Origin of the sequence: Microbacterium sp. P03, from assembly GCF_043556235.1 — a bacterium.
GTDB lineage: Bacteria > Actinomycetota > Actinomycetes > Actinomycetales > Microbacteriaceae > Microbacterium.
In genome coordinates this window covers 440,671-457,007 of record NZ_JBIGIM010000001.1, presented here as the reverse complement: position 1 = coordinate 457,007, position 16,337 = coordinate 440,671, and the positions used below count along the sequence as shown (strand labels likewise).

Annotated in this window: 18 protein-coding genes and 1 tRNA gene; 6 read left to right on the top strand and 13 right to left on the bottom strand. The window is 67.6% G+C overall.

Translation table 11 applies throughout. The features are described 5' to 3' along the window. Positions 1-2: 2 nt before the first annotated feature. The 4 genes from ACFXOO_RS02175 to ACFXOO_RS02160 all read left to right on the top strand — a co-directional run bounded on the left by ACFXOO_RS02175 (position 3) and on the right by ACFXOO_RS02160 (position 4,316). Positions 3-716 (top strand): YqaJ viral recombinase family protein, encoded by a 714-nt coding sequence (locus ACFXOO_RS02175; RefSeq protein ID WP_378837419.1) that lies wholly within the window; start codon positions 3-5, stop codon positions 714-716. 280 nt (positions 717-996) lie between these two features. Beyond that, the gene (locus tag ACFXOO_RS02170) at positions 997-2,658 is read left to right on the top strand and encodes an MDR family MFS transporter (protein ID WP_394562669.1); all 1,662 of its coding nucleotides are present in this window, start codon (positions 997-999) and stop codon (positions 2,656-2,658) included. Between the two features lie 11 nt (positions 2,659-2,669). Next, complete coding sequence (locus ACFXOO_RS02165; RefSeq protein WP_378837414.1) at positions 2,670-3,128, top strand: MarR family winged helix-turn-helix transcriptional regulator; 459 nt, start codon at positions 2,670-2,672, stop codon at positions 3,126-3,128. 156 nt (positions 3,129-3,284) lie between these two features. Beyond that, positions 3,285-4,316 (top strand): NADP-dependent oxidoreductase, encoded by a 1,032-nt coding sequence (locus ACFXOO_RS02160; RefSeq protein WP_394562668.1) that lies wholly within the window; start codon positions 3,285-3,287, stop codon positions 4,314-4,316. A gap of 25 nt (positions 4,317-4,341) precedes the next feature. On the opposite strand, the gene ACFXOO_RS02155 is transcribed toward ACFXOO_RS02160, so the two are convergent. Then, positions 4,342-5,235 carry a LysR family transcriptional regulator ArgP gene (locus tag ACFXOO_RS02155; protein WP_394562667.1) on the bottom strand — a complete coding sequence of 298 codons (894 nt, stop codon included), beginning with the start codon at positions 5,233-5,235 and terminating at the stop codon, positions 4,342-4,344. A 71-nt stretch (positions 5,236-5,306) separates the two neighbouring features. Here ACFXOO_RS02155 and ACFXOO_RS02150 point away from each other — a divergent pair, with 71 nt between their 5' ends. Together ACFXOO_RS02150 and ACFXOO_RS02145 are read left to right on the top strand one after the other, a co-directional pair. Then, a complete protein-coding gene (locus ACFXOO_RS02150; protein WP_394562666.1) occupies positions 5,307-5,963 on the top strand; it encodes a LysE/ArgO family amino acid transporter in 657 nt (218 codons plus the stop codon). 55 nt (positions 5,964-6,018) lie between these two features. Continuing rightward, positions 6,019-6,294, top strand: a complete 276-nt coding sequence (locus tag ACFXOO_RS02145) for an acylphosphatase (protein WP_378837404.1) — start codon at positions 6,019-6,021, stop codon at positions 6,292-6,294. Positions 6,295-6,300: 6 nt separating this feature from the next. Here ACFXOO_RS02145 and ACFXOO_RS02140 read toward each other — a convergent pair whose 3' ends face one another. The 12 genes from ACFXOO_RS02140 to ACFXOO_RS02085 all read right to left on the bottom strand — a co-directional run bounded on the left by ACFXOO_RS02140 (position 6,301) and on the right by ACFXOO_RS02085 (position 16,289). Further along, positions 6,301-7,119: an amino acid ABC transporter ATP-binding protein gene (locus tag ACFXOO_RS02140; protein ID WP_394562665.1), complete on the bottom strand. Its 819-nt coding sequence runs from the start codon at positions 7,117-7,119 to the stop codon at positions 6,301-6,303. After that, a complete protein-coding gene (locus ACFXOO_RS02135; RefSeq protein WP_378837399.1) occupies positions 7,106-7,771 on the bottom strand; it encodes an amino acid ABC transporter permease in 666 nt (221 codons plus the stop codon). The genes ACFXOO_RS02140 and ACFXOO_RS02135 overlap by 14 nt, the downstream gene beginning before the upstream one ends. 77 nt (positions 7,772-7,848) lie before the next feature. Continuing rightward, on the bottom strand, positions 7,849-8,652 hold the full coding sequence (locus tag ACFXOO_RS02130; protein ID WP_394562664.1) for an amino acid ABC transporter substrate-binding protein: 804 nt from the start codon (positions 8,650-8,652) through the stop codon (positions 7,849-7,851). Positions 8,653-8,863: 211 nt separating this feature from the next. After that, positions 8,864-9,553, bottom strand: coding sequence for a 50S ribosomal protein L1 (rplA, locus tag ACFXOO_RS02125; protein WP_378837391.1), 690 nt, complete (start codon positions 9,551-9,553; stop codon positions 8,864-8,866). 13 nt (positions 9,554-9,566) lie between these two features. After that, entirely contained in the window at positions 9,567-9,998 is a 432-nt protein-coding gene (gene rplK / locus ACFXOO_RS02120; RefSeq protein ID WP_378837388.1) for a 50S ribosomal protein L11, read from the bottom strand. A gap of 128 nt (positions 9,999-10,126) precedes the next feature. Then, entirely contained in the window at positions 10,127-11,311 is a 1,185-nt protein-coding gene (gene nusG, locus ACFXOO_RS02115; protein ID WP_378837385.1) for a transcription termination/antitermination protein NusG, read from the bottom strand. Positions 11,312-11,373: 62 nt separating this feature from the next. After that, entirely contained in the window at positions 11,374-11,649 is a 276-nt protein-coding gene (gene secE, locus ACFXOO_RS02110) for a preprotein translocase subunit SecE (RefSeq protein ID WP_378837382.1), read from the bottom strand. 45 nt (positions 11,650-11,694) lie between these two features. Next, positions 11,695-11,767, bottom strand: a tRNA-Trp gene (locus ACFXOO_RS02105). A gap of 189 nt (positions 11,768-11,956) precedes the next feature. Further along, complete coding sequence (locus ACFXOO_RS02100) at positions 11,957-12,922, bottom strand: sugar kinase (protein WP_394562663.1); 966 nt, start codon at positions 12,920-12,922, stop codon at positions 11,957-11,959. Next, positions 12,919-13,584, bottom strand: coding sequence for a bifunctional 4-hydroxy-2-oxoglutarate aldolase/2-dehydro-3-deoxy-phosphogluconate aldolase (locus tag ACFXOO_RS02095; RefSeq protein WP_394562662.1), 666 nt, complete (start codon positions 13,582-13,584; stop codon positions 12,919-12,921). Before ACFXOO_RS02095 ends, ACFXOO_RS02100 begins: the two co-directional genes overlap by 4 nt. Further along, a complete protein-coding gene (manD, locus tag ACFXOO_RS02090) occupies positions 13,574-14,815 on the bottom strand; it encodes a D-mannonate dehydratase ManD (RefSeq protein ID WP_378837374.1) in 1,242 nt (413 codons plus the stop codon). Before manD ends, ACFXOO_RS02095 begins: the two co-directional genes overlap by 11 nt. A 73-nt stretch (positions 14,816-14,888) precedes the next feature. Further along, entirely contained in the window at positions 14,889-16,289 is a 1,401-nt protein-coding gene (locus tag ACFXOO_RS02085; protein ID WP_394562661.1) for an MFS transporter, read from the bottom strand. Positions 16,290-16,337 lie beyond the last annotated feature (48 nt).

Below are 16,337 nucleotides of genomic sequence, written 5' to 3'. Positions count from 1 at the left end.
CGGTGACCCCTGAACTCGCCGCACGCATCGTCGCGGATTCCCGCGATCGTGTCGCCTGGATCAGGGCCCGTTCGCGCGGGATCACGGCCACCGACGTCGCGTCGCTCACCTCGGAGCGCGCGATCGCCCGTGCCGCCGATGCGAAGCTCCTCGGCTCGGGATTCTCGGGCAACGCCTACACCGATCACGGTCGCCGTCGCGAGCCCGAGATCGCCGCGTGGGTGGCCGCGACCCACGGCATCTCCCCGTCATCCGCCCTGTTCCACGCGGTCGTAGAGAAGCGCCACCTCGCCACCCCCGACGGCGTCGCCGTCGACCCGTCGGGCCGCGTCATGCTGTGCGAGATCAAGACGACGAAGAAGGCGTGGCGGAGCATCCCGCGCGGCTACCTGCGCCAGATCTGGTGGCAGCAGCACGTGCTGGGCGCCGAACGCACACTCGTGGTGTGGGAGGAGCACGACGCCTTCGTGCCCGTCGGCGACGAGCCGCGCTGCGCCTGGGTCGACCGCGACGAACGCGAGATCAGCACGCTCGTAGGCCTCGCGACGTCTCTCATCGACGAGCTCTACCGGCGCACCACCGAACGGCGCTCGGCGCTGACGCCGACCGGTGATGGCATCGATGGGGTCGAGCGGATGCCGCGCACGACGCCCTCAGCGAGACCGACGGCAGCGCCCTCGCGCGAGATGTTCCGCTCGCTCGCTCTCGCCGACTGAGCCTCTTCCGCACGAGCTCCGATCGTCGCGCCGACATTCCGACTCGCTTCGCGCGTAGAGCGACCGGGAGTGAGTCACGCCGGCGTTCGGACGCAGTCCGCCTCCGCACCTGGAACGCCCGGCGAGGGAATAGTTGACACGGGTCAACGATTATCTATATAGTTGATGTCAGTCAACTACTGCGCCGTCGCTGCCGCATGCACCCGCACATACAGATTTCCAGAAAGCCGCCCACACCATGTCCTCCACTCCCGCCGTGGATGTCGTCGAGAAGCCAAAGATGACGCACCGCCAGGTGCTCGAAGCGCTCTCCGGCCTCCTGCTGGGCCTGTTCGTCTCGATGCTCGCATCGACCGTCGTGTCCACCTCGCTCCCCGTGATCATCCACGACCTCGAGGGCACCCAGACCGCCTACACGTGGGTGGTCACCGCCACGCTGCTGACCACCGCGATCTCGACGCCCGTCTGGGGCAAGCTCGCCGACCTCTTCAATCGCAAGCTGCTCATCCAGATAGCGATCGCGATCTTCGTGCTCGCGACCGCCGCCGCCGGTTTCTCCACCAGCCCCGACATGCTCATCGGCTTCCGCGCCGTGCAGGGTATCGGCGCCGGCGGTCTGGCCGCTCTCAGCCAGGTGATCATGGCCGACATCATCAGCCCGCGGGAACGCGGTCGGTACATGGGTCTGTTCGGGGCCGTCATGGCCGTCGCCACGATCGGCGGGCCTCTGCTGGGCGGCGTCATCACCGACTCGCTCGGATGGCGATGGAACTTCTTCGTCGCGCTCCCGTTCGCCGTGCTCGCTCTGATCATCCTGCAGAAGACGCTGCACACCGTGCCGCGCACCCGGAGCAAGACGAGCATCGACTATCTCGGCATCGTGCTGCTCTCGGCCGCCGTCTCGAGCCTCCTCATCTGGGTCTCGCTCGCCGGCGACAGCTTCGAGTGGTGGAGCATGCAGACCGTCCTGATGGTGGGCGGCGCGATCCTCGGCCTCGTGCTGTTCGTGATCGTGGAGCTGCGCTCGAAGGAGCCGCTGATCCCCCTCACCATGTTCCGCAACCCGACCTTCACGCTGTCGGTCATCGCGTCCATCGCCACCGGTATCGCGATGTTCGGCGCCTCCGTCTTCCTCAGCCAGTACATGCAGCTGGCGCGGGGCGCCACCCCCACCGAGGCCGGCCTCATGACGATCCCGATGATCGGCGGGCTGCTGATCGCGTCGATCGGCGTCGGCGCCATGATCACGCGCTTCGGGAAGTGGAAGCCGTTCCTGGTCGTCGGCGGGGTCTTCCTGATCGCCGGATCGTTCCTGCTGTCGACCATCCACTACGACACCAACTTCGCGCTCGTCTCGCTCTACATGTTCCTTCTGGGGGCGGGAGTCGGGATGACGATGCAGAACCTCGTGCTGATCGTGCAGAACACGACGGAGCCCACGCAGATCGGGGTCGCGAGCTCGGGAGTCACGTTCTTCCGCAGCCTCGGCGGAACGATCGGCGTCTCCGTGATGGGAGCCGCCCTCGCGTCGCAGGTGACCTCGCTGGTCGCCGAGCGCAAGGACGAGCTGGGTGCCGCCATCGCGGCTCTCGGCGAGAAGGGTGCGGCCATCGCGCAACAGCTGCAGGCCGGGACGGTGCCCCAGGTGTCGACCATGCCCGAAGCCGTCCGAGTGATCTTCGAGGACATCTACGCCCAGGGCATCTCCCACTCGTTCCTCATCGCGGTGCCGTTCGCGATCATCAGCCTGATCGCGATCGTGTTCCTCCCGAACAAGCCGCTCACGACCATGACGACCAGCGAGCGTATGGCGGCCGGCGAAGCCGACCTCGCCACCGTGTCGGTCCCCGAGGGCATGCAGGTGCTGACGGCTACGGGCAGTGTGCAGACGACCGGCGCCGACGGACGTGGCCCCGGCGGAGCATCCGCTCGCCGCGGTTAGAATCGGCCACGATGATCGACAACGACACTCGAGAGGCGCGCACCGAAGCGGTGCGCGCCCTCGAGGCCGAGTTCAGCGAGCTCATCAATCGCTTCCGACGCGTCATCACCGAGAATGCGAATCGCGTCAGTCCGGGCATGCTCCCCGGCGCGTACAAGGTCTTCACGACGATCGTGCGTCAGGAGAGCGTGACGCAGTCATCGCTCGCGGACCTGCTCACCGCCGACAAGGGCCAGATCTCACGGACCGTCCGCGAACTCGAGCACCTCGGTCTGATCAGCCGGACTGCGGATCCGGCGGACGGCCGCTCCAGCCTGCTCTCTCCCACTCCCCTCGGCCTCGAGCGTCTCGAAGCGGCTCGCAAGCCCCAGGAGAACACCCTGCTGACCGCGCTCGCGGACTGGCCGGTCGACGACATCCACAACCTCGCACGCCTGTTGCACGCCCTCACGGCCGGCGTCACCCCCTGATGTCGCAGGGAAGCTCCGACCGGCGCCGCGGTGCCGACCCGCAGGCTTAGTGACCCGTTAGCACCCGCGTAACACGGTCGAGACAATGACCGGGTTGACTGAGCCTTCCAAGGCGCCGGCGCTGCCGACGACGACAGGACGTGGAGGGAGCGACCGATGAGATTCCGGCCGCTGCGACCAGCATCCGCCATCACGGCGGATCCGATCGAGGTTCCCGAACCTCCCGAGAGAATGCGCGCAGCGGTCATCGACGCCCCGGGCGGTCCGGACGCCCTCCACCTGGGTGAGCTCCCTGTCCCGACGCCGGTGCTGAGCGAGCTTCTCGTCAGGGTGGTGGCGGCAGGTATCAATCAGATCGATGCCAAGACGAGAGCGGGCGCGGGGTTGTCCGGTTCGCTGAAGGACTTCCCCGTCGCGCTCGGGTTCGATTTCAGCGGAATCGTCGTGAAGGCGCCGTATGAGTCGCACCCGCTGCAGCCGGGCAGCGAGGTGTTCGGCATGGTTCCGTTCCCACGCTCGGGTGGCAGCTACGCCGAGTACGCCGTCGTTCCATCGCTGTCCGTGGCCAGGAAGCCGTCGACGCTCTCGCACGTCGAAGCGGCGGGCGTGCCGTTGGCCGCCCTCACCGCGTGGGGGCTCGTGGTCGAGACGGCACGCGCGCACGAAGGGCAGCGGATGCTGATCCACGCCGGCAGCGGAGGCGTCGGCCATTTCGCCGTGCAGATCGCCGACTACTTCGGCGCGCACGTGACGGCGACCACGTCGTCGCACAACACCGCGTGGATGCGCGAGCTCGGAGCATCCACGGTCATCGACTACGCCACCACCCGGTTCGAGGACGTCGTGTCGCAGATGGATGTCGTCATCGATCTCGTCGGCAACGCCCACGAGCAGACGAGCACGCGCTCGCTCCGTGTCCTGCGTCCGGGCGGGCTCCACATCGTGGTGCCGACCGGCGCCTCCCCCGGCTACGCCGAGGCGGCCGAAGCCGCCGGGGTGCGCGCGACCGGCTACAAGGTGGTCCCCGACGGCAGCGCGCTCGCGACCATCGGGCGCCTGCTGGATTCCGGGTCAGTACAGGTGTACGTCGACAAGGTCTTCGACCTCGCCGACGCCGCTGCCGCACATGCCGAGCTCGAACTCGGACACGCGCGCGGGAAGATCGTGCTGCGCCTCAGCGACGACTGACGCAGGATGGCGTCTGCTCGTCGAGTCACAGCGGATCGAGGACGCGCCGTCCTTCGTCGATGATGGTGTCGGCCACCGCCTGAAGGAGGGGCGAGCGCAGATTCCACTGCTGCCAGTGCAGAGGAACCTCGATACCCGCCCCGTCGAGCCGGACGAGCGCGCCGGCGGCGAGCCCCTCATCGGCGTGCAAGCGAGGCAGGAGCCCCCACCCAAGTCCCAGCCCGACCGCCGTCGCGAAGTCGTGCGAGGCCGGGACGTAGTGCCGCGGCGCCCTCGCTCCATCCACTCCCCGTTCGCGCAGCCAGCGCGTCTGCAGGTCGTCGCGCCGGTCGTAAGTGACCACGGGCGCGCTGGTGAGCGCGTCGACGGTCGCACCCCCGGCGAACCATTCGGCCGCGAACGACGGTGTGGCGACCGGTTCGTATGCCATGACACCGAGCACGCTCACCCGGCACCCGGCGACCGGGGTGGCCCGCGAGGTGACCGCACCCATCACGGTTCCGCCCTCCAGCAGCGCCGCCGTGAAGTCCTGATCGTCGCGATGAAGATCGAACACGACCGGCATCTCGCGCGAGAGACGCGCGAGGGGCGGGAGGAACCACGTGGCCAGCGAGTCGGCGTTCACCGCGAGCGGCACCGTCATCCTGACCGTCGTGTCGTCCGTGTCGCCGAGCGCGGCGAGCGCGTCGTGCTCCAGAAGGGCCGCCTCCCTGGCGAGGCGGACGACGGCGACGCCGGCGCCGGTGGCGCGCGCGGGCTTGGCCCTCACCAGCAGCACTCGGCCGAGCGACTCCTCGAGCGTCTTGATCCGCTGGCTGACCGCGGACGGCGTCACGTGCAATCGCCGGGCCGCGGCATCCAGCGAACCCTCGTCGATGACGGCGGCAAGGGTTTCCGCGAGGTCCAGAGCAATGCGCACGTAAGCGATGCTAATGCTCCTGAAGAATGATGAGCTGGACTGAAGAAGCTGGTCGTTCTACCGTCGACGTCATGATGACCAGCGCGATCGCCGGATTCGGCCTCGGCCTCTCGCTCATCGTCGCGATCGGCGCTCAGAACCTCTTCGTGCTGCGGCAGGGCATCCGGCGGCAGCACGTCCTCGCCGTGGCGGTGATCTGCGCGGCGTCCGACGCGGCACTCATCATGCTGGGAGTCTCGGGAATCGGCCTCGTCCTGCAGTCCGTTCCCTGGCTCATCGATGTCGTGCGGTGGGCGGGGGCGCTGTTCCTCGCGACGTACGCGGTTCTGGCTGCCCGGCGCGCCCTGCGACCCTCGGGCGCTGCACTCCGCGCCGGCTCCGGTGCAGAAGAAGGCGTGGCCGCGACAGGCGCTGGCCCGACCACTGCCGGCACCCGCGTCGCACTCGCGCCGGTCGTCCTGACGTGCCTGGCCCTGACCTGGCTGAATCCGCACGTCTACCTCGACACGGTCTTCCTGCTCGGGTCGATCGCCAGTACACACGGTGAGACCCGCTGGCTGTTCGCCGCGGGGGCGATGCTCGCCAGCTTCTGCTGGTTCTTCGGTCTCGCCTACGGCGCCCGCCATCTCGGCCGCTGGCTGTCGACCCCGACCGCGTGGCGCGTGCTCGACGGCGCGATCGCCGTCGTCATGCTCGTGATCGCGATCTCGCTCGTGCTCCCCCACTGAGCGTGGGGCCCGGCACCGGCTCGACCTCTGGCCGTCGGCGGGGCACGATGGACCCATGAGACGCGTGCATGTGATCGTTCGGGGCGATGTGCAGGGCGTCGGCTACCGTTACACCGCACGCATGATCGCCGAGGGTATCCCGGTCACCGGTTGGGTGCGCAATCTGCGTGACGGCACGGTCGAGGCCGAGATCGAGGGAAGCGCATCCCAGGTCGATGACATGCTCGCCTGGATGGCGCAGGGGCCACCCGGCTCTCGTGTGGACGACGCACGGGTGACGGATGCCGCGCCCACCGGCGACCGCGGTTTCGACGTGCGCGCCGACGCCTGAGAAGCCTCAGCCCTCGAACGGCCGCAGGATGCGGTCGAGGAACCGCCGCGTGCGCTCGTGCGTCGGATTGCCCAGCAGCGTCTTCGGCGCGCCGCGCTCCAGGATGACGCCCTCGTCGAAGAAGAGCACCTCGTCGGCGACCTCGCGGGCGAAGGCGAGCTCGTGGGTGACGATGACCATCGTCCACCCCTCATCGGCCAACTCCTTCAGGACGACCAGCACTTCGCCCACGAGCTCGGGGTCCAGCGCGCTCGTCGGCTCGTCGAAGAGCAGCAGGTCGGGCTCGAGGGCCAGCGCTCGAACGATGCCCACGCGCTGCTGCTGACCGCCGGAGAGCTCGAACGGGTACGCGTCGCGCTTCTCGCTCAGACCCACGCGTGCGAGCAGATCCTCCGCGCGCGCGACGGCGACCGCCTTCGGCATGCCGTGCGACCGGACAGGTCCTTCGATCACGTTCTGGATCACGGTGAGGTGGGGGAAGAGGTTGTTGTGCTGGAACACCATCGCCGAGCGATCGCGCAACGCGAACCTCTGCGCCTTCGTCGGCGGCGTCGAGAAAATGATCGGCGGGGCATCCGCGAACTCGATGACCCCGTCGTCGGGGGTCTCCAGCCCGTTCAACGTGCGCAGCACCGTCGTCTTGCCTGATCCACTCGGACCGATGAGGCAGACGACCTGGCCGGACTGCACATCGAAGTCGACCCCGTTCAGCACGCGGTTGGCGCCGAAGCTCTTGGTGAGTCCGCGCACCCTCAGGAGGGGGCCGGAGGTGGTCTTCGTAGGTGGGACGAGCGCATCGTCGTCGACGGGGTCAATGGGCGACATAGCGATCCAGCCTTCTCTCGAGGGCGCTCTGGGCGAAGGAGAGCACGAGGCAGAACAACCAGTAGATGAGAGCCGCTTCGAGGTAGATGATCATGAACTCGTACGTGAACGCGGCGATGACCTGCGCCTGGCGGAAGAGTTCGGTGACCAGGATGAGAGAAGCGAGCGACGTGTCCTTGACGAGCGAGATGAACGTGTTCGACAGCGGCGGCACCGAGACCCGAGCGGCCTGCGGAAGGATGATGCGGGTCAGCGCCCGGGTATGCGAATGGCCCACCGTGTACGCGGCTTCCCACTGGCCCTTCGGCACAGAGAGGATCGCCGCACGGATGACCTCCGCCGCGTACCCGCCGACGTTCAGCGAGAAGGCGAAGATCGCCGCCGGCCAGGGGTCGACGACGATGCCGAGCGAGGGCAGCCCGTAGAAGATGACGAAGAGCTGCACCAGCAACGGGGTGCCGCGGATGACGGAGATGTAGAAGCGCGCCACCGCCGACACCAGCCGATTGGCGGAGATGCGCATGAGTGCCACGGCGAGCGCGAGCACCAGCCCGATCGCGAAAGACGCCAGCGCCAGCGGAATCGTTCCACGGAGCCCGGCCCACAGCAGCGGCCAGAAGGAGTCGACGATCAGAGTCCAGGTCTCGTTCACGTCACTCCCTCCCGCCTGCCGCTCTCATGTCCGCCACTGTGCTGATCGTGCCCGTCTCTGATCGTGCCCGTCGTGATCTACGAGGTGACGTCGGCGCCGAAGTACTTGTCGCTGATCTCAGCGAGCGTGCCGTCGGCGCGCAACTCATCGAGGGCTCCGTCCACCGCGTCGACGAGGGCCTGCTTGTCCTTCGTGAACGCGAAGGCGCTGTTGGCCGGGTCGTCGGTCTCGGCCGCGATCTTCAGACCTGTCGGCCCGTCCGTCTTCTCGTAATCGAGGAACGTCAGCTTGTCGTTGACGGTGGCATCCACCCGACCCTGCTTCAGCAGCGCAACCGCCTGAGCCCAGCCTTCGACGGGCTCGACGGTGGCCCCGCTGGACTGCGCGAGCTCGTACCAGTTGCTGGTCAGCGACTGCGCGGTCGTCTTGCCTGCGAGGTCGGCAAAGCTCGAGACGGAGTCGTCGTCGTCGGTGACCACGATCACGCCCGGCGACACGGTGTACGGCGTGCTGAAGAGGTACTTCTCCTCGCGCTCCGCGTTGATCGAGACCTGGTTGCCGATCACGTCGAAGCGGCCCGCCTCCAGGCCGGCGAAGATCGCGTCCCACTGGGTCTCCTGGAAGGAGACTTCGAGTCCGAGCTTGTCGGCCACGGCTTCGGCGATCTCGACATCGAAGCCGACGAGCTCGCCGCTCGCGTCGTGGAAGCTGAACGGTCGGTACGTGCCTTCGGTCGCCACGGTGAGAGTGCCCGCCGTGGTGAGGCCGAACTCGTCGCCGGCAGCAGACGATTCCGGGGACGGGCCCGCGCTGCAGGCAGACAGCGCGAGGGCGGTCGTGGCTGCGAGGACGACGGCGGAGAGGACGGTGCGGCGTGACATTTGGCTGTGATGCTCCAGTGATTGGGCCCGGTTGTGCGGCCGGGCATGACGAACAAGTACAACACGTGCGGCGGTGCGAACCATTTCCGATGACGGCGTATTGCCAGGTGCAGACCCGAATGGTAGACGCCCGGATCACGTCCTTCGAGACACATCTGCGCACGCAGAAGGGGCCCCGCCGATCGGCGGGGCCCCTTCGTGTGGTTCAGGCTCAGAGCGCGTTGACGTCCAGCGGGATGCCGGGGCCGAACGTGGTCGACACCGCACCCTTCTGGATGTAGCGGCCCTTGGCGCTGGACGGCTTCAGACGCACGATCTCTTCGAGCGCGGCGGCGAAGTTCTCGTCGAGCTGCTCGGCCGAGAACGACGCCTTGCCCACGACGAAGTGCACGTTGGCGTGCTTGTCGACGCGGAACTCGATCTTTCCGCCCTTGATCTCCTCGACGGCCTTGGCCGGGTTGGGGGTGACGGTGCCCGTCTTCGGGTTCGGCATCAGGCCGCGGGGACCCAGCACCTTTCCGAGACGACCGACCTGGCCCATGAGCTCCGGGGTCGAGACGGCGGCGTCGAACGACGTGTAGCCCTCGGCGACCTTCTGGATGAGCTCGGCGCCACCGACCTCGTCGGCGCCTGCGGCGATCGCGGCCTCAGCGGCCGGACCCGTCGCGAAGACGATGACGCGGGCGGTCTTGCCGGTGCCGTGGGGCAGCATGACGGTGCCGCGCACCATCTGGTCTGCCTTGCGGGGGTCGACGGCGAGTTTCAGCGCGACCTCGACGGTCGAGTCGAACTTCGCCGAGCCCGTCTCGCGTGCGAGCGCGACGGCCTCGGTGGGCGAGTAGAACTTGTCAGCCGCGATCTTCGCGGCGGCGGCCTGGTAGGCCTTGGACTTGGTAGCCATTTTTCCTATCCCCTCAGTCCTCGACCGTGATGCCCATGGAGCGGGCGGTGCCGGCGATGATCTTCGAGGCGGCCTCGATGTCGTTCGCGTTCAGGTCGGGCTGCTTCGTCTCGGCGATCTCGCGCACCTGAGCCTTGGTCAGCTTCGCGACCTTGGTGGTGTGCGGCGTCGGCGAGCCCTTGGCCACGCCTGCGGCCTTCTTGATGAGCTCAGCGGCCGGCGGCGTCTTCAGGATGAACGTGAAGCTGCGGTCCTCGTAGACGGTGATCTCGACGGGGATGACGTTGCCGCGCTGGGCCTCGGTCGCCGCGTTGTACGCCTTGCAGAACTCCATGATGTTCACGCCGTGCTGACCGAGCGCGGGCCCGATCGGCGGTGCCGGGTTTGCGGCGCCTGCCTTGATCTGTAGTTTGATCAGGCCGGTCACCCTTTTCTTCGGTGCCATTTCCTTTTCCTTTCATCGAGCGGCACTTCGACAGCCTCGATGACCGAGGAGCGAAGCATCCGTCTCTCCCGCGCGTCCGGCATCTCCGGGCCGCGGTTCTCCTGGAGCATCGCTCCGGGAAGTCTCTGTTACTGCTTGTTGACCTGGTCGAACGAGAGCTCGACCGGGGTCTCGCGCTCGAAGAGCGAGACGAGCACGGTGAGCTTGCCGCTCTCCGGCTTGATCTCGCTGATCGTACCGGGCAGACCCGCGAACGAGCCTTCCTTGATCGTGATGGTCTCGCCGACCTCGAAGTCCACCTCGGTGATGACGCTGCGCGCCACAGCCTGGCCGCCCTTGCCGGAGCCTGCCTTGGTCGGCGCGGCCTCTTTGATCTCGACGAGCGACTTCAACATGTTGAAGGCCTCCTCGAAACGGAGCGGCGTCGGGTTGTGGGCGTTGCCCACGAAGCCCGTGACACCGGGGGTGTGACGCACGACCGACCAGGTGTCTTCGTTGAGCTCCATGCGCACGAGCACGTAGCCGGGGATCCGGACGCGCGTGACCATCTTGCGCTGACCGTTCTTGATCTCGACGACGTCCTCCATCGGGACCTCGATCTGGTAGATGTCTTCCTCGACCTCGAGCGTCGACTTGCGCTGCTCGATGTTGGCCTTCACCTTGCGCTCGAAGCCGGCGTAGGAGTGGATGACGTACCACTTGCCGGGAAGCGAACGCAGTTCGGTGCGGAAAGTCTCGTAGGGGTCGGCGTCCTCGTCGACCGCGTCCTCGTCGGCGGTGCCGTCCGCGATCGCGTCGTCCGCCTCGGCGAGCTCGGGGCTCTCGAGGTCGACGGGGGCCGGAGCGGCGTCCGCGGGGTCGACGGACGCCTCGACGTCGTCGACGACGGATGCCGCGGCATCCACCTCCGCGACGAACTCGGAGTCGAGCACGGGAGCGTCTTCGTCGCCGTTCACGTCCGGGCCGTCGTACGGCGTGATGTCGTCGGCGTGCGCGGCGACGTACTCCGCCTCTTCCTCTGCGAGCGAGTCGGTGAGGACCTCGGCAGCGGCTTCGACCTCTGCGGCCTCGTCGATGTTCAGGGCGTCGTTCACGATCGCGTCGGCCTCCGGGTCGTCGATGTCGATGTCGTCCAGGTCGGAGTCATCCACTTCGTCGCCGTCCTCGTCCACGACGTGGAGGGCCAGATGCTCGGCGGGCTCGACGGAGTGCTCCTCGGCGGCGAGGACGTTGCCCTCCTGGGCCTCGTCGTCCTCCGAGGACTGCTCTGCGGCGGTCGCCCAGTCGGCGTCGTCCGTATATCTTTCAGACACTTGATCTCTTCCGTTTCGAAGGCGCGGGATGGCTCGTGCCGAGCCGGTCGTCCACGCCGGGGTCAGGAGGTGGCGCCTGCCGGCGTCCCGAATACGACGGTCGTGAGCCAGACGAAGAGCACGTCCAATCCGTACACGATCGCCATCATCACGATGACGAACCCGAGCACCACGGCCGTGAACTTCAGCAGCTCCTGCCGCGTCGGCGTGACGACTTTGCGGAGCTCCGCGAAGACCTGACGGATGAACAGGGCGATGCGCGCGAAGATGTTGAGCTTCTTCTCGCGCGGGGCGTCACTCTTGGAGACGACCTCGCCGTTCGGTTCGTCCTGAACCATCGAACCCACCTGACTACCTTCCATGTGTCAGCTTCCGCTGACGCGCAGGGCGGACAGGAATCGAACCTGCAACCTGCGGTGTTGGAGACCGCTGCTCTGCCAATTGAGCTACCGCCCTAGAGGTCGGTTGACCCCGGACACCCGCACACTTCCGCCTCGACCTTGGTGTTCGAGACCCGCCCGAAAGGCGGGCACGGCGAAAGAATGCAGACTTCTACTGCACGTTCCAGTGTACGGCATGGGCTCTGCGGTGGCGAACTGCGGGCGGGCCTCACGGCCGCCCGCAGTCCGCGGCACGGGTCGTCCCTCAGCGCGACACCGGATCGAGCGCGGGGTTGCAGAACCGCTCGACCTCCGCCGATCGCGGACTGGATTCCCAGTCTCCAGGACTCATGCACAGCAGCGCGCCGCAGGCGTTGGCTCGACGCAGACGCTCCGCGATGGACAGCCCCTGCAGGTGCCCGCTGAGGTATCCGGCCACGAAGGCATCGCCTGCACCCACCGTGTCCACGACGTCGACGATGAAGCCGGCGGCCTCGGTCACGCCATCCGGAGTGAAGACGGCGGCCCCGTCAGCCCCCCTCTTGAGGATGACCTCGCGACGGCCACCGCGCACCAGGCGCTGAGCGGCATCCGCCGGATCGAGGCCGGGGACGATGAGATTGAGCTCCTCAGGCCCGCCGAAGACGAGGTCCGCACGCTCGGCGAAAGAGCGGAGGATCGGGCCGGCGACCTCGCACGGCGCGAGCGCCGAGCGGTAGTTGATGTCGAAGCTCACGAGCACCCCCGCGGAGTGCGCGCGCTCGATCGCTTCCGAGATGCATTCCCGCGCATCCTCTGAGACGAGGGCGGAGATGCCCGAGACGTGCAGCACGTCTGCTTCCTCCACCCAGCCCGGCGGCAGGTCCCCGGGCGCAAGCCGCGAACCGGCGGAGCCGGCGCGGTAGTAGTAGACCGCCGTCGATGCGCTCGTCGGACGCTCTTTGATCATGAGACCCGTGGGCGCGGTGGAGTCCACCACCACGCGCACGTCGAGACCCTCCGCGCGCAGTTCGCGCACGACGCGCTCGCCGAGCGGGTCGTCGCCGACACGGCCCAGCCACGAGGCGTCGATCCCCAGTCGTTGCAGCCCGATGGCGACGTTGCTCTCCGCGCCCCCGATGCCGAGAGTGAGGTCGTGGGCGTGGCGAAGCGAGCCGATCTCCCGTGTGCGCATCAGGGCCATCGTCTCGCCGACCGCGACCACGCGCGGGGGGCCCAGGATCGGCCTCATGCCCGTCCCACGTTCGCACAGACCTCGACGAATCGTGCCGCCCGGTCGCGCAGCGCGCGAAGGTCTCCCCCGCGGAAAGCATCGCCCAGCAGGGGTCCGCCGACGCTCACCGCGGCGGCGCCGGCGGCGAGCCAATCGGCCGCGCCCTCGAGATCCACGCCTCCCGAGGGGATCACCTCGATGCCGGGGAACGGTCCGCGGAGGTCTTTGAGGTAACTCGCCCCGACCTGTCCCGCGGGAAAGATCTTCACGGCGGAGGCGCCGGCGCGCCAGGAGGCGAAAAGCTCCGTGGGCGTGAGGCCACCCGGCACGATCGGCACGCCGGCCCCGGCGGAGCGCTGGACGAGGGCGGCATCGGTGATGGGCGTCACGAGGTAGTCGGCACCGGCGTCGATCGCCGCGTCCAATTCAGCCGCGCTCGTCACCGTCCCGACCCCGAGATCGGCGTCGTCACCGAACGTCGACCGCAGGGCGGGGAGCCGTTCGATGGTTCCGGGGGTGGTGAGGGTGAGCTCCAGGCTGCGGATGCCGGCGTCGACGAGCGTCTCGAGGACGCGGTCGTATGCGTCGGCGTTCTCCGCACGGACCACCACGATCAGCCTCGCCTCGGCTGTGCGGGCGGAGAGGGGACGCCGCCCGACGGCGATCTGCTCACCAGTCATGGACGGTTCCATCCTGCAGTCGGTTCACGGGAAGGTACGCCTTCGTGTATTCGAACGCCGATGCCGCGTCCTCGTCGAGCTCGACCCCCAGGCCCGGAGTCTCACCGGGGTGCAGGAAGCCGCGGTCGAAGCGGAAGGAGGTCTGGAACACGTCGAGGGTGGTCGTGTTGTGAGGCATGTACTCCTGGATCCCGAAGTTGTGGATCGCCAGGTCGAGGTGGAGAGCTGCGGCCATGCCGACGGGAGAGATGTCGGTCGGTCCGTGGATGCCCGACTTGATGCCGTACACGGCGGCGAAGTCGAGCAGCTTCTTCATTGCGGTGATGCCTCCGGTGTGCGTGACCGCGGAGCGCACGTAGTCGATGAGTCGCTCCGTGATCAGCGTCTGATAGTCGTACACCGAGTTGAACACCTCACCGATCGCGAGCGGCGTCGTGGAGTGCTGACGGACCAGTCGCAGGGCGGTCTGATCCTCGCCCGGGGTGCAGTCCTCGAGCCAGAAGAGGTCGTACGGCTCGATGTCCTTCGCGAAACGGGCGGCCTCGATGGGTGACATGCGGTGGTGTCCGTCGTGCAGCAGGCGCACGTCGGTGCCGAAATCCTCGCGGATCTGGGAGAAGACTCCCGGCATGTGCGACAGATAGGCGCGGGTGTCCCAGACCTCCTCCACGGGCGCCGTGGCGGAGCTGCCGTCCGCCGCGCGATGAGCGGGCTCATAGTCGTAGCGGACTCCGGGCTTGCTCGTCGCGACGCCGTAGATCTGCCCGAGCCCCGGCACGCCCGTCTGTACGCGGACAGCGGTGAACCCCGCCTCGATGTAGGACGCGATCGCGTCCTTCAGCGCGGGATAGTCGGGGCCGGACGCGTGACCGTACACGCGGACGCCGTCGCGACTGGCACCTCCCAGCAGCTGGTAGAGCGGCATCCCCGCCTTCTTGGCCTTGATGTCCCACAGCGCCATGTCGACCGCGGCGATGGCGGCCATGGTCACCGGCCCGCGCCGCCAGTAGGGTCCGCGATACAGGTACTGCCACGTGTCCTCGATGCGATCCTCATCGCGACCGATGAGCGTCGATGCGACGTGGTCGGCGAGGTACGAGGCGACAGCCAGCTCCCTGCCGTTGAGAGTGGCGTCGCCCCAGCCGACGATGCCATCGGAGGTCGTGATCTTGAGGGTCACGAAGTTGCGACCCGGGCTGGTGATGATGACGTCGGCGCGTTCGATGGTCATGTCGTCTCCTCGTTCTCGGGTGCGGCCGCATTCCGTGCGACCGCACCCCGATGGTGTCTGCGGCGGGTGCGGCTCACATGGCGGCGCGCGGATCGGTGAGATCGCGCCCCGTCCACTCGGGTGCCCAGATGGCGGCGACCAGAGCCGAGACGGTGAAGATCCCCATCAGCACCATGACCGGAACGATGCTCCCGGTGGTGGCGGCGACCCATGCGGCGACGACGACTGGGCCGATGCCCGTCGCGATGATGGCGGCGATCTCCCTGACCATGGCGGTGAGCGTGTAGCGGTTGCGCGCGCCGAAGATCTCGGGGATCGAGATGTTCTCCATCGACGCCAGGCCCAGAACGGAGATGTTGTGGATGAGCGCGTAGCCGACGAAGACCCAGACGACCTCAGCGGTGTTGATCATGAGGAGCGTGGGGATGATCAGCAGAAGCGACAAGGACGTCATCACGATGTACATGCGGCGACGGCCGAACCTGTCACCGAGGAATCCCACGAGCGGGATCGTCAGGAAGCCGATGAGCGAGGAGACGATGACGACCTCGGGTCCGACCTGCTTCGACATCGCGAGCGTGATGGTGATGAACGAGATGAGATAGGTCTGCACCATGCCGGAGTTTCCGGCCTGGCCGAAGCGGAGGAAGAACGCGACGATGACGGCCTTGATCGGCTTGCGCTCCAACGACTCGAGCGTGCGGATGTCGTTGGTCTTGGTGGCGAGGTCCTTCACCTCGTCGCGGGAGAGTGCTCGGCCGTCGACGACGTCGGTGCGCTCCTCGAAGACCGGGCTCTCCTTGAGGTTGAACCGCACCCACAGGGCGAACAGCATGATCACGGCGCTGCCGATGAACGGAATGCGCCAGCCCCACGCGATGACGTCGCTCTCGAGCATCACGGCGAGCAGGATCGCCCAGATGGCCGACGCGAACAGCGTGCCGCAGTTCGTGCCGAGGGCGACGAGGGAGGCGATGATGCCACGACGGTTGGTCGGCGCGTATTCGGACAGCATGACACCGGCGCCCGAGATCTCCGCACCCGCACCGAAGCCCTGCGCCAGACGAAGAATGACCAGAAGGATGGGCGCCAGGATGCCGACCTGCTCGTAGGTCGGCAAGAACCCGATGAGGGTGGTCGCCGCGCCCATCAGCAGGATCGTGTAGAAGAGGACCTTGCGCCGCCCCACCTTGTCACCGATGCGTGCGAAGACGAACGCGCCCACCGGGCGCGCCACGTAGCCGACGCCGTAGGTCGCCATCGCCAGGACGACCGCCATGGCCGGGTCCCCGCCGCCGAAGAACAACTGGCTGAACACGAGGGCGGCAGCCAGGGAGTACAGCTGGAAGTCCATGAATTCGAGAGCGGTGCCGAGCCAGCCGGAGACGGCGGCTCGGACGAGATCTCCCGTCGTGCGCGTGGCAACGGGCGGGGGTGCAGGTGCGTCCACGCCGGGGACGTTGGATGTGCTCATTCGGATACTCCTTTGTAGAGGGATGAGGGTCGTGCGAGAACGTTCTGG

Coding starts and splice junctions, on each gene's coding strand:
- ACFXOO_RS02165 (WP_378837414.1), top strand. CDS start 2,670: ATGATCGACAACGACACTCGAGAGGCGCGCACCGAAGCGGTGCGCGCC.
- ACFXOO_RS02160 (WP_394562668.1), top strand. CDS start 3,285: ATGAGATTCCGGCCGCTGCGACCAGCATCCGCCATCACGGCGGATCCG.
- ACFXOO_RS02145 (WP_378837404.1), top strand. CDS start 6,019: ATGAGACGCGTGCATGTGATCGTTCGGGGCGATGTGCAGGGCGTCGGC.
- ACFXOO_RS02100 (WP_394562663.1), bottom strand. CDS start 12,922: ATGAGGCCGATCCTGGGCCCCCCGCGCGTGGTCGCGGTCGGCGAGACG.
- ACFXOO_RS02140 (WP_394562665.1), bottom strand. CDS start 7,119: ATGTCGCCCATTGACCCCGTCGACGACGATGCGCTCGTCCCACCTACG.
- ACFXOO_RS02130 (WP_394562664.1), bottom strand. CDS start 8,652: ATGTCACGCCGCACCGTCCTCTCCGCCGTCGTCCTCGCAGCCACGACC.
- ACFXOO_RS02085 (WP_394562661.1), bottom strand. CDS start 16,289: ATGAGCACATCCAACGTCCCCGGCGTGGACGCACCTGCACCCCCGCCC.
- ACFXOO_RS02095 (WP_394562662.1), bottom strand. CDS start 13,584: ATGACTGGTGAGCAGATCGCCGTCGGGCGGCGTCCCCTCTCCGCCCGC.
- manD (WP_378837374.1), bottom strand. CDS start 14,815: ATGACCATCGAACGCGCCGACGTCATCATCACCAGCCCGGGTCGCAAC.
- rplA (WP_378837391.1), bottom strand. CDS start 9,553: ATGGCTACCAAGTCCAAGGCCTACCAGGCCGCCGCCGCGAAGATCGCG.
- rplK (WP_378837388.1), bottom strand. CDS start 9,998: ATGGCACCGAAGAAAAGGGTGACCGGCCTGATCAAACTACAGATCAAG.
- ACFXOO_RS02150 (WP_394562666.1), top strand. CDS start 5,307: ATGATGACCAGCGCGATCGCCGGATTCGGCCTCGGCCTCTCGCTCATC.
- secE (WP_378837382.1), bottom strand. CDS start 11,649: ATGGTTCAGGACGAACCGAACGGCGAGGTCGTCTCCAAGAGTGACGCC.
- ACFXOO_RS02170 (WP_394562669.1), top strand. CDS start 997: ATGACGCACCGCCAGGTGCTCGAAGCGCTCTCCGGCCTCCTGCTGGGC.